General features: G+C 35.9%; 10 protein-coding genes. 4 read left to right on the top strand and 6 right to left on the bottom strand.

The annotated features are described in order from the left end of the window. The first annotated feature begins 6 nt into the window (after positions 1–6). The 3 genes from BN4609_RS05460 to rlmH all read left to right on the top strand — a co-directional run bounded on the left by BN4609_RS05460 (position 7) and on the right by rlmH (position 2,911). Complete coding sequence (locus tag BN4609_RS05460) at positions 7–2,019, top strand: ComEA family DNA-binding protein (protein ID WP_106390510.1); 2,013 nt, start codon at positions 7–9, stop codon at positions 2,017–2,019. A gap of 126 nt (positions 2,020–2,145) precedes the next feature. Then, positions 2,146–2,451, top strand: a complete 306-nt coding sequence (locus BN4609_RS05465) for a DUF4491 family protein (protein ID WP_068855586.1) — start codon at positions 2,146–2,148, stop codon at positions 2,449–2,451. Then, the gene (rlmH, locus tag BN4609_RS05470; RefSeq protein ID WP_068855587.1) at positions 2,441–2,911 is read left to right on the top strand and encodes a 23S rRNA (pseudouridine(1915)-N(3))-methyltransferase RlmH; all 471 of its coding nucleotides are present in this window, start codon (positions 2,441–2,443) and stop codon (positions 2,909–2,911) included. The genes BN4609_RS05465 and rlmH overlap by 11 nt, the downstream gene beginning before the upstream one ends. A 65-nt stretch (positions 2,912–2,976) precedes the next feature. Here rlmH and nqrF read toward each other — a convergent pair whose 3' ends face one another. Genes nqrF through BN4609_RS05500 form a run of 6 tightly spaced genes read right to left on the bottom strand, consistent with a single transcriptional unit; the run spans position 2,977 to position 8,831 of the window. Continuing rightward, positions 2,977–4,245: an NADH:ubiquinone reductase (Na(+)-transporting) subunit F gene (nqrF, locus tag BN4609_RS05475; RefSeq protein WP_021993985.1), complete on the bottom strand. Its 1,269-nt coding sequence runs from the start codon at positions 4,243–4,245 to the stop codon at positions 2,977–2,979. 11 nt (positions 4,246–4,256) lie between these two features. After that, positions 4,257–4,883 carry an NADH:ubiquinone reductase (Na(+)-transporting) subunit E gene (gene nqrE, locus BN4609_RS05480; protein ID WP_021993986.1) on the bottom strand — a complete coding sequence of 209 codons (627 nt, stop codon included), beginning with the start codon at positions 4,881–4,883 and terminating at the stop codon, positions 4,257–4,259. A 54-nt stretch (positions 4,884–4,937) separates the two neighbouring features. After that, the gene (locus BN4609_RS05485; RefSeq protein WP_068855588.1) at positions 4,938–5,576 is read right to left on the bottom strand and encodes an NADH:ubiquinone reductase (Na(+)-transporting) subunit D; all 639 of its coding nucleotides are present in this window, start codon (positions 5,574–5,576) and stop codon (positions 4,938–4,940) included. A gap of 9 nt (positions 5,577–5,585) precedes the next feature. Then, on the bottom strand, positions 5,586–6,263 hold the full coding sequence (locus BN4609_RS05490; RefSeq protein ID WP_068855589.1) for a Na(+)-translocating NADH-quinone reductase subunit C: 678 nt from the start codon (positions 6,261–6,263) through the stop codon (positions 5,586–5,588). Positions 6,264–6,279: 16 nt separating this feature from the next. Beyond that, positions 6,280–7,458 (bottom strand): NADH:ubiquinone reductase (Na(+)-transporting) subunit B, encoded by a 1,179-nt coding sequence (locus BN4609_RS05495; RefSeq protein ID WP_068855590.1) that lies wholly within the window; start codon positions 7,456–7,458, stop codon positions 6,280–6,282. A 20-nt stretch (positions 7,459–7,478) separates the two neighbouring features. Continuing rightward, positions 7,479–8,831, bottom strand: coding sequence for a Na(+)-translocating NADH-quinone reductase subunit A (locus tag BN4609_RS05500; protein ID WP_068855591.1), 1,353 nt, complete (start codon positions 8,829–8,831; stop codon positions 7,479–7,481). Positions 8,832–9,149: 318 nt separating this feature from the next. On the opposite strand from BN4609_RS05500, the gene BN4609_RS05505 reads away from it, so the two are divergent. Continuing rightward, positions 9,150–13,421 carry a translocation/assembly module TamB domain-containing protein gene (locus BN4609_RS05505; protein WP_164071579.1) on the top strand — a complete coding sequence of 1,424 codons (4,272 nt, stop codon included), beginning with the start codon at positions 9,150–9,152 and terminating at the stop codon, positions 13,419–13,421. Positions 13,422–13,457 lie beyond the last annotated feature (36 nt).

Raw genomic sequence — 13,457 nt, forward strand, 5'->3', positions numbered from 1 at the left:
TTTGACATGATGTTAACTGATAATCTAAAAACAGGAATCATTGTAATTATATTATATCTGTTTTGTACACCGACATCGGCACAGACTGATACAACACAACCATGGGTAAAATATTTCGAGCAGCTTATTGATATTGAGGACATGGATGACGAGAATGTCCAAAACATGTATGAGAGTCTTCTGTCTCTTTCTGAAAACAAAATCAATCTTAATAAAGCCACACGTGAAGACCTTGAACAAATAGTGTTTCTTACTCCCCAACAGATAGAGGAAATATCTGAATATATATACAAGTATGGTCCGGTACATACATGGGGAGAACTGGCAATGATAGAATCTCTGGATGCGATAAGAAGACGGCTTCTGTCATATTTTGTATATATTGATTATGAAGAGAAAAAAGATTTTCCGACAATCGGCAACATCATTAAATATGGTAAAAATGACTTTATCGCAGCAGTGAAGATACCAATGTACGAACGTAAAGGTGATAAAAACGGATTCATGGGGTATAAATACAAACATTGGTTCAGGTACACGTTCAAGTACGGTCAATACTTACAGGCTGGACTTACCGGATCACAAGATTCGGGAGAACCGTTTTTTGCTGGAAAAAACAGTATTGGATATGACTATTATTCATTTTATCTGTTAATACGTAAATTAGGAAAACTCAAGGCTTTGGCTGCAGGAAGATATCGTCTGAGGTTTGGAATGGGGCTCATTATGAACAATGACTTTTCATTTGGGAAAATGGCTGCTTTTTCTACATACGGTTCAAATAATGTGGTAAGGGCACATTCATCACGGTCGGCTGCAAATTATTTGCAAGGGTGTGCCGCTACATATAACATAATAAAAGGACTTGATGTAACAGCCTTTGCTTCTTACAGAAATATTGATGCAACTCCTGGAAAAGAGCCGAACACGATAACTACTATTATAGAATCTGGTTACCATCGTACTCAAACAGAAATGTCGCATAAAAACAACACAAGTCACTCTCTTATTGGAGGGAATGTAAGGTATTTTAAAAGCGGATATCACATCGCAATAACTTCTTTTTATACTTATCTGAATAAAAGGCTAAAGCCAAATGTCTCGCAGATATACAGACAGTTCTACCCTTCGGGAAAAAATTTCACAAATACAAGTATAGACTATGGTTATACCGGTCACAAACTGTCTGTTGACGGTGAATCCGCAATAGACGGCAGGTTTTCACTGGCTACTATTAACCGCATTATGTACCAGCCGATAAGCGAACTTTCATTAACATTGCTTCAACGTTTTTATTCATATAAATTCAGAACCTTGTTCGGACAGTGCTTTAATGACGGAGGGCGTATACAAAACGAAAGTGGAATTTATATGGGTGTGAACTGGACTCCGTCTTCAGACTTTTCTATAATGTATTATTTTGATTATGCCTACTTTCCATGGGCTAAATATCAGACAAGCACATCTTCGCATTCTATAGATAATTTTATATCCGGAGCTTTCAGACATAACGGTTTTTATTTAACTTCCCGTTATAGACTCAGATTGAGACAGAAAGATAACGCCAGCAAAAATTCTCTTATACAAAAAACAGAACACAGAGGTAGAATATCGTGTGGATATGACAATGAGAGATGGCATTATGGCGTACAATGTGATGTAGCTGACAGCAAGACTGAAGATAATAGTTTTGGTTGGATGGTTTCACAGAATATAGGATACAAATACAGGATGATTAACGCAAATATGGCATTCGGATACTTTGATACAGACAACTATGACAGCAGAATATATTGTTATGAGAAAGGTCTGCTATACAGTTTCTCTTATCCGAGTTATTATGGAAACGGAATACGGTATTCTATATATATTCGTACTGACATAAAAAATAAGATAATGATAATATGTAAGTTCGCATCCACAAAATATTTTGACAGAAAAAAGATTTCATCATCTTATCAGGAGGTCGACGGTTCTTCAATGAGTGACATAGAGGCTCAATTAAGATGGAAATTTTAAGGGACGCAATAAAAAACTCATAATGTATTTACAGAAAATTCACATTTATTTTAATAATATAGATATGTCCGCAACTTTTTTTACTTTAATTTTGTATCGGATAAAATAATACAAAAAAATCACGAAATGGAATTATATTACGCAGGTATAGTAATTGCTATATGCACGTTCTTAATTATTGGAATGTTTCATCCTATTGTAATAAAGGTTGAATACTATTATGGTACAAAACCTTGGTGGTTGTTTCTACTCGTTGGAATTGTATGTATTATATTTGCATTATTTATTGAGAACATTCTTCTGTCATCTGTTCTTGGGGTGTTTGGCGCATCATCATTGTGGAGTATTGGTGAGCTGTTTGAACAGCGCAAAAGAGTAAAAAAAGGCTGGTTTCCCATGAACCCTAAACGAGCAGGTGAGTATGAGAATTAAATTAATAATGATAGGTAAAACTACCGATAAGTTATATATAAATGCAATCAATGATTATATAAGTCGTATAGGGCACTATAATAACTTCTCCGTTCAAATAATTCCGGGACTGAAAAATACAAAAAATTTAAGTCATGAACAGCAAAAGCAAAATGAAGGATACTTAATACAAAAGGAGTTGAGTCCTTCTGATAAAGTGATTCTTCTGGATGAGAACGGAAAAGAATTTAAGAGCGTAGAATTTGCCAGATGGTTGGAAAATAAACAACAGACAACGCAGAAACTTGTTTTTGTGATTGGTGGACCTTATGGGTTTTCTGACGATATATATAATAGAGCTGATGAAAAAATATCATTATCAAAGATGACATTCTCCCATCAAATGGTAAGGCTTATATTTGTAGAACAGTTATATCGTGCATGCACCATTATTAAAGGCGAGTCGTACCACCATGAATGAAATTCAATGAAAAAGCCTTTGGATGAAATATAATATCCAAAGGCTTTTTCTTATAGAATAATTTATTATCCTCCGAAATTGTCGTACATAATTGATTCAGGATCTACACCCAAGCTGTCAAGCATATTCACAACAGCTTTGCTCATCGGTCCAGGACCACACATATAATATTCTATATCTTCGGGGGCTTCATGATTTTTCAAATACGTCTCATACATCACTTGATGAACAAATCCGGCTGTATATTTGACACCTGCAGCATCTGCCGCCGGATCCGGTCTGTCCAATGCAAGATGAAAATGGAAGTTGGAGAATGTTTTTTCCAGTTCAAGAAAATCATTAAGATAAAAAACTTCATTCAATGCCCGTGCACCATAAAAATAATGCATTTCTCTGTCATGTGTAGCCAATGTTTTTGTCATATGCATTATTTGTGCTCTCAGAGGAGCCATTCCGGCTCCACCGCCTACCCATATCATTTCTTTCTTAGAATCAAAATGAGGATGGAATTCTCCGTAAGGTCCACTCATAAGAACCTTATCTCCAGGCTTCAACGTGAATATATAAGAAGATGCGATACCTGGATTGACATCCATAAATCCGCTGCGATCAGGCTTGAATGGAGGTGTCGCAATTCTTACGGTCAACATAAACACATCGCCTTCTGCCGGATAGTTTGCCATAGAATATGCCCTTATTGTCGGCTCCGGGTTTACACATTTCAATGAGAACAGTCCGAATTTTTCCCATGACGGCATATACTCATCACCTATCAAAGATTTATCAATGTCTTTGTCATATGACATTGAAAATGCCGGTATCTTTATTTGAGCATAGGAACCTGGAATGAAGTCCATATGAGCACCTTCCGGTAATTTAACCTTAAATTCCTTAATAAAGGTAGCTACATTCTTATTTGAAATAACGGTACACTCATATTCTTTTACGCCAAGAACACTTTCATTTACTTTGATTTTCATATCATTCTTGACTTTTACCTGACATCCCAGGCGCCAATGGTCTTTCTGTTGTTTTCTGCTGAAATGGGAAACCTCAGAAGGAAGTATCTCCCCTCCTCCTTCCAATACCTGGCATTTGCATTGACCGCATGAACCCTTACCTCCACAAGCAGATGACAGGTAAATGCCATTGTCTGAAAGGGTGTTTAATAACGTTGAACCTGAATTCACCTCAACGACTTTGTCATCATTGATTGTTATTTTAACCTTGCCCGATGACACCAGAAATGTCTTTGCTACAAGCAAAATAATTACAAGTGAGAGAACAACGATTAGAAATACCCCTATACTTGCCAATATCATATTTATATCCATTGTAATTCAATTTAAATGTTCAAACCTGAGAAACACATGAAGGCCATCGCCATCAAACCAACTACTATAAATGTTATACCTAATCCTCTCAGAGGAGCCGGCACATTTGAATATGCCATCTTTTCACGGACCGCAGCAAGCCCCACAATAGCAAGTAACCAACCTAAGCCAGACCCTAATGCATAAGATATTGCATCACCTATATTACCTATCATTTTAGGATCGCTCTCACTCAATGTTATCCTCTGTTGCATAAAAAGCGATGCTCCCATAATGGCACAGTTTACAGCAATCAGTGGAAGGAAAATACCTAAAGAAGCGTAAAGTGACGGACTGAAACGTTCCACAACCATTTCTACCAACTGTACAATTGCAGCAATAACAGCAATAAAAAGTATGAAACTCAAGAAACTTAAATCAACACCGTCAACAAGTGCATTTGCTGCAAGAACCTTTGTCTGCAAAAGGTAATTTACAGGTAAAGTCACTACTAAAACAAATACGACAGCGATACCCAAGCCTAAGGCTGTCTTTACATTCTTTGAGACAGCCAGATATGAACACATTCCTAAAAAGAATGCAAATATCATATTATCCACAAATATAGAGCGGACGAATAAGCTAAATAAATGTTCCATTATAACTGGATATAATTATATATTAAACAAATTTTGATTTAAACAGCATCTGAATTATTGATTCTGTAATTCTTTATGATGTGCGCGTTGATACCATATGATACATGCACATATGATAAGTGCCATTGGCGGCATAAGCATGAGTCCGTTATTGATATAGCCAATGTCTTTTATGCAATCATAATTCAATATATTAAACCCTAATAATGTACCGGAGCCCAAAAGTTCACGAATAAATGCAACTATTATCAGTATTTTCGCATATCCGAGTCCATTCCCAATTCCGTCAAGACATGACTCCCATGGTCCGTTCTGCATTGCAAATGCTTCAAGACGTCCCATCAGAATGCAATTTGTAATAATCAGCCCGACATAAACAGAGAGCTGCACACTCACATCATATGCAAACGCCTTCAGTATTTCACTTACAATTGTAACCAATGCAGCAACTATAACAAGCTGGACTATAATACGAATTCTATTTGGAATTGTCTTACGCAACAGTGAAATAACAACATTGGAAAACATAGTTATTATGGTTACAGAAAGTCCCATTACTATGGCAGGTTCTAATTTGGCGGTTACAGCAAGAGCCGAACATATTCCCAGAACCTGAACTGTAACAGGGTTGTTTATCCCTAAAGGTGTAAATAAAACATCTTTATTCTTCTGTGATAATAAATGCTGTTTCATATCTCCTTTTTACTTTTTTGTTAAAAAATTCTTATAATTACTCAAACAGTTTTTTAACATCAGATTCACACCGTCTGATGTGATTGTTCCACCGGAAATACCATCAACCTGACATTCCGGATTCTCAACCTTGCCATTTTTCACCACGCCCAATACTATTTGACCGTTATCTACAGCCTTCTTGCCAGAGAAAAGAGTCTGAAAGTGTTCTGTTGCAATTTCTGCACCAAGTCCAGGCGTTTCACTCGCATGTGAGAAATAAACTCCATAGACAGTATTTTTATCACTGTTTAGTGCGACGTATCCCCATATTGCACCCCACAGTCCTGTACCATAAACAGGGAATACATATTTAGTGTCTCCATCTTTTTCTGCAACAAATACATGAAAACGCTTATTTGTCTTCACTTCTTTCTCATATGCTGTAGAAAAACCATCTTGATTTTCTGTCAATGTTCCGTCAGCCTGCATTAGCATATCTTGTTTTACATATTTCTTATATGTATTCTCAACATCTTCTACATTTCTAACGTTAAGTGCGGAAAGAATCTGCTTCTTTGTATCAAACTCAACATTCCTGTTCTGTCTGTCACGTAAAGAAGAACTTACAAATGCAAGCATAAATGCGACAATAACAACCATCACTGCCGCGTATATGATTGTATAACTATTACTATTTGTCTTCATTGATATCTTACTTTAATTATTTTGAACAAATGGCACGTTTCTCACGATGTTTGATGTTTTGCTGCACCACAAAATAATCAATCAAAGGAGCAAATATATTCATTAATAAAATTGCCAACATCATGCCCTCTGGATAACCGGTATTGAGGACTCGGATAATTATTGCCATCATTCCAATCAATAATCCATATATGTATTTCCCTGTTTCCGTACGTGCTGCTGTTACTGGATCTGTTGCCATGAATACAGCACCAAAACAAAATCCCCCAAGAACAAGATGTTCATACCAAGGCATGTGTGCCATAGATGTATCCGGACCTACTGTGTTAAATATGAAAGCCATCAATGCTCCACCAACAAAAACTGAAGACATTATTTTCCAGCTGGCTATTCCTGTCCATATTAACAATATAGCACCTATAGCTATTGCAATGACACTTGTCTCACCAATGGAGCCGGGAATCAGACCGTAAATCATATCCATGGAAAAATCAGGAACGACTCCGGTAGTTGCCGTAGACCCAAGTGGTGTGGCGACGGTAAGACCATCAATCTGCTGACCTATTCCTAACATAGAATCACCAGATACCCACACTGCATCACCTGACATTTTTGTAGGGTATCCAAAAAACATAAATATACGTGCTGCAAGTGCAACATTAAATATATTCATTCCAGTTCCACCAAATACCTCTTTTACAAATATTACAGAGAAAGCAACAGCTATCGCAAGAATCCATAGTGGGCAGTCAACAGGAATTATCATTGGAATAAGTATTCCGGAAACAAGAAATCCTTCCTGTATTTCTTCTTTTTTCCATTGAGCAACTATGAATTCTATACCCAAACCAACAATGTATGATACAAGTATTTTGGGTAATACCGCCATTAGACCATAAACAAATATTTGAAAGAATGACGCAGATAGAAGAGCGTCTGAACCAATCGCCTTGAAATGCTGATAGCCAACATTATACATACCAAACAACAACGCCGGCATAAGTGATATAACAACAATAGACATAATTCTTTTGCTGTCTATTGCATCATGAATCATCGCTCCACTTTTAGATGTAGTATTTGGAACATATAAAAATGTCTCAAATCCATCAAAGACAGATCTAAACGCGTGCAACTTACCTCCTTCTTCAAAATTTGGCTTTATCCTATTTAGATAATTTCTTAAAGCTTTCATTTTATATATTTTTTATTATACTACTCCATTTCCTTACGCAATGAGTCTAAACCTTTTCTGACTATCTGCTGTAATTCCAACTTTGAGGAATCCACAAATTCTGCCACAGCAAAATCTTCCGGAGAAACTTCATAAATGCCAAGAGCTTCCATTTTGTCAATATCTCCGCAGAGTATTGCTTTTATGAGATACTCAGGATATATGTTCATTGGAAAGACCTTATCGTACTCACCGCTCATAATCATGTTACGTTTTCCTCCTTTTATGCGGGCATCCAGGACATACTCTTTTTTCTTTCCCAAAAGCCATGAGAAATAACTATGATTAACTGAAAAGTCGTTGATACGCGGCATAATCCATCCAAACATTTCATTGACGTCATCACCCTCTGGTATCGCTGTTATTTCAGAAACGTGTGCTCCAAGATAGTCATCAGTGCTACTTTTCCTGCCTACGAGAGGATTACCGTTTATTATCCTGACATGAGCATTATTCTTTAATTGTCCTTCCAGAATCGATGAAAGCTTTTGTCCCACTTTAACATCAGCGTATGCAGGATTGTTGATTTCGCTACCGGCAATCGCAATTGTATGTGTGAGATCCACTTTGCCTTTATTAAAAAGACGACCGAAAAAAATAACAGATGTAGGATCTACAGTCCATACAATATCGCCTTTATTGATTGGTGATATATGATTTATTTGGACTCCAACGTTGCCGGCTGGGCACGGACCGTCAAACACATTAATATCCACGTTCTGAGCATTTCTGAGTGCTTCTGACGATTGGTTTACTCCGACACCAAGATATGTTTTTGCTATTTTGGACAAGGCTGTCAGTCCCGTCTGGAAATCTTCTTCATTCCCTTCAAGTTCATACTCGAAATCGGCAGCAAGAGGCATATCTCTAAATGCACTGACGAAAATCGCCTTGGGTTTGGTTGTTGGAACCGCTGATATCGCATAAGGTAACTTGTTGATATAGCCAAATAGTCCGGCTTCAATCAGTGCGGTTATAACATCCGAACCGTCAAGAGATGATACATTCTTGCAACCATAGTCCGTATATACCTGTTCGTCGTCTGCATTTATTTTTACCCATAATATTTTTCTACGCTCTCCACGTACAATTGCTGACACCATGCCACTTACAGGTGAGGCGAATCTAACTTCCGGACAATTCTTATTGACAAATAAAGCATCTCCAGCCTTGACATGATCACCTTCATGAACAATCATTTTAGGTGTAACACCGACAAAATAATCAGGAACAAGCCCAAATTCAGTACATTTGCCGACACGTACTTTCTGTCTGACAGCTTTTCCTTTCAAATTAATGTCTAAGCCCTTTCGTAACTTAATCACATTCATAATATATTGTTATTTGTATAAAGATTATCTTAAAATTGATTGTGAAATATGCCTTTTTAACTTATTTTTTCACTATGACGCAATCGATGCAAAATTAACAAAAATAAGTCATAACAAAAAGAAAAAGGATTCTTTTATTTTGTACAGAAAGAAAAATGATGTAATTTTGAAATCTCTTATTAATATTGATTGATTATCAGCGTGCTAAAACGGCTAATACACACCACTGTATGGACAATTATTAGTCTGTACATCATTATTGTAATACTTTTACACATACCTACCATTCAAGGACATATCGGTTCTTGGACGGCAGATGCCTTGTCAAAAAAGATTGGAACAAAAGTATCAATTGGTCGTATAGATCTTGGCTTTATAAATAGACTTATTATTGATGATATCTGTATACTTGACCAAAAGAATAAAAATTTATTAAAGGCATCAAGAGCATCAATAAAAATAAATTTCATCCCACTTTTGGAGAAGCGTATATCCATTTCATCTGTACAGATATTCGGAATGGATGCAAATTTGTACAAGGAGTCCAATATGTCAAAAACCAATTTTCAGTTTGTATTAGACTCTCTTTCAAATAAAAATAAAAACAACAGCAGCTCTATTGATTTGCAGATCAATTCAATTGTAATTAGACATGGCTCAATTAAATATAGATGTATGTCTGAAAAAATAAAGACCAATACTTTTTCATTAAATAACATCAATCTAAAACACATAAGCGGACATATTATACTTGATAAACTTAGCAATGATTCTTTAGACGTTAAAGTAAAAAGACTGTCTTTTGAAGAACATTCTGGTCTTATATTAAAAAAATTATCTTTTAAACTTTCAGCAAGCAAGAATAATTTTAAATTAGATAATCTCAATGTAGAGATGCCGGCATCAAAACTGCATGTAGATTCAATTGATGCTGCGTATATATTAGAAAAGAACAGACTGAATTTTTCATCAATAACATTCAGAGGAAGTTTGTCTGATTCATATCTTACGCCATCAGACATCGCGTTCTGCCAACCTTTGCTTAAAGACATCAATAATAAAATATATTTTAATGCAAATTTGTATGGACGTGAAGGCAACATCTATGTAACTCGTCTAAGAATTCATGAAAAAGAAAATCTTTTTAATTTAAAATCTGATTTGCATTTTAAGAAAAATGCATCAGATTTTAATTGGTCAATTAATAAATTCGCATTAGAAACAAATGGTAAAAACATAAAGACATTATTAAATAATATTCCTGAGGTAAAAATACCAGAAATAATTTTCAGGCTGGGTAATATAGAAATTACCGGAATGTCTCACAGCGTTAATGATGACATGACCGTTTCCGGAGTCATACAAACAGACTTAGGTGCTACAGATATTGACATTACAAAAAGAAGAAAAACAACAAGCGGGATAATCAATGCAAGAAACATAGATGTCAAGACTTTGACTGACAACGGCAAGTTTGGTTTTGTAAATGCTCAAATAGAATTCAACACCTCTTCGTCATCAAAAATTAATCTGAGCGGAAACATATCTTCTTTTGATTACAACCGATATACGTATCATAAATTAATGGTAGACGGTACCTACGATAATGGGAATATCGAGGGAAAATTAGCTCTTAATGATCCGAATGCGCAGATAAATTTGGCAGGAAATGTGAACGTGAAAAATAGTATTAAAATACAGAATTTAAATGCAAATATAAAAGACTTCTCACCTTCGGCTTTAAATCTATCTGACAAATGGCCACAGACAAAATTCAGTATGAAACTAACAGCTGATATAGAGGGTAATGACATTTCAGATATTATAGGCCAGCTGCGTATATCAAATTTTTCTATGGTATCTCCGCAAACTGAATACAAAATAGACTCTCTATATATAAATGCAGAAGGTATTGGTAATAAAAGACGGGTTATTGCTAACAGTGACTTCTGTAATATTGATATGTTTGGAAATATCAATTATATTACTATTCCTCAGAGTATTATCGGATTAATTCATAGTAAACTTCCTACAATGCCGTGGTATACTGGCATAAAGGCACAGCGAAATAATGATTTTACAATTAATGCGACAATAAGAAACTCTAAATGGATGAGTGCTCTATTAGGAATACCTATAGAACTCTATGAGCCGGTGACGCTAAACGGTGAATTAAGCGATAAAAATAATGCCTTACGCATTGATTGTCAAATGCCGTCATTTGCTTATAACTCAGTTAAATATAAAGATGCAACGCTAAGGGTAAGTACAATCGGTGACATAATGAATACGTATGCCGGAATAAAAAAAATATCCGACAAAGGGAAATTATTCTCATATAGAGTAAAGGCTACTGCAGGCGGTAATGAACTTGACACTGAAATCAGTATAAACGAAAACGAAAATCACCCCTTAAAAGGGACAATAAATGCAAACACATTCTTTTATAAAAATGCAGAAGGACATGCCACCGCAAATATAAATATAAAAGAATCCAACATTAATATTGATGACACAATTTGGCATGTAAAACCATCAAATATCATATACAACAAAAACTATTTGGAAATCAATAATTTCTCTGTAGAACACAGCAAGCAGCATGTCTCTGTAACAGGTAAAGCAACTAAAAATCAATCCGATTCTATCCGCATTGATTTCAAGGATATAAATATAAATTATATTCTTGATATGGTTAATTTTCATTCGGTGGAATTTGACGGATTTGCAACAGGAAAAGCTTACTTAAAAGACTTGTCTGGGAAAAATCCTTATTTATTTGCAGATTTAACTGTAAATAACTTCCTATTTGAGAAAGGAAGGATGGGAACTCTTAAGGCAAAAGCAATGTTTAATAATACAGAAAAACAGATAGACATAAACGCCGTGGCGACAGACGGACAGAAACGTAAGACATCCATATTAGGATATGTGTCTCCTCAGAAAAATTATATTGATTTGAATATCAATGCACATAATACAAGGCTTGAATTTATGGAAAGTTTCTGCAGCAGTTTCATGCATGATGTCGATGCACGGGCAAATGGCTCTGTAAGGCTCTCCGGTTCACTCGATAATATAAACCTTACAGGTATGCTTGTTGCAGACGGAACGCTGGGAATAACTCCTCTTAACACAAATTATACTCTAAGAAATGATACAATAAGATTTATACCGGATGAAATAGAATTTAGAAACGATAGCATCTTTGACAAAGATGGAAATACTGGCATAGTGGAAGGAAATATTCATCATAAGCATCTCACAAACCTCAGTTATGACCTGTCTGTCGTATCAGACAATCTGTTGGCGTTTAATACGGACGGTGAAAATGGGGACTCGTTCTATGGTACTGTATATGCAACAGGAGACTGTAAGATAAAAGGACGAAGCGGAGAAGTCGTAATGGACATCAATGTTGTTCCTGAAGATAAAAGTATTATAGTTTATGATGTAAGCAGTCAGAACGATGTGTCTACTAATGAATTCATACAATGGAAAACGCCTGTGGAAGAAAAGAAAGAATTAGAAACTTCAGTACACAGTGCGGATATAGACAGCATATCTGAAGGCAGACAGACTTCTTCAGATATACGTCTTAATTTCCTTTTAGATTGCAATCCTTCAATGACGATAAAAGTACTGATGGACAGACAGTCCGGTGACTATATTTCCCTCAATGGTAATGGAGCACTCCGTGCAACATATTATAACAAAGGGTCTTTTGATTTGTTTGGAAATTATACTGTTGAACGTGGTATCTATAAACTTACTATAAGAGATATAATAAAGAAGGAGTTCACCTTCCAGAGAGGCGGAACTATAAAATTTGTAGGTAATCCATTCAATTCGTCATTAGATTTGAAAGCAATTTATGTCCTTAATGGTGTAAGTTTGTCTGACCTTAATATAGGAAATTCTTTTTCTAATAACAACGTGAGGGTGAACTGCCTCATGAATGTTACAGGGACTCCTGATGCACCGCGGGTTTCCTTTGATTTAGACATGCCCACACTAAGTAATGATGCGAAGCAAATGGTTGCAAGTGTTATAAATGCCGAGGAAGAAATGAATCAACAGGTTTTATATTTGCTGACAGTTGGTCGTTTCTACACCCAAAACAGCAATAATAATTCGTCTGCCGGTGGCCCAACATCGCGCAACCAGGCTTCACTTGCCATGCAGAGCATATTGAGCGGAACAATCAGTCAGCAATTGAATAATATCCTTGGTAATATTATTAACAGTAGTGACTGGAACTTCGGTGCAAATATATCTACAGGAACCGAGGGTTTCAATGATGCGGAATACGAAGGTATACTGTCCGGACGGTTATTGAATAATAGATTGCTGATAAACGGACAGTTCGGATATCGCGATAACGCTAATGCCACAACGAGTTTCATAGGTGATTTTGATTTAAGATATCTGCTCTTTCCCAACGGTAATCTTTCGATAAATGTATATAATAAAACAAATGACCGTTACTTTACAAAAAACAGCCTGAACACTCAGGGGATCGGTTTAATTATGAAGAAAGATTTTAACGGTATAGGAGATCTGTTCAGAAAGAAGAAGAAAAATAAAAAGTAGCAAAATTCACATGAACGGTACTTGAATGCATCTTTA

It is taken from the genome of Leyella lascolaii (genome assembly GCF_900079775.1).
Classification (GTDB): Bacteria; Bacteroidota; Bacteroidia; order Bacteroidales; family Bacteroidaceae; genus Prevotella; species Prevotella lascolaii.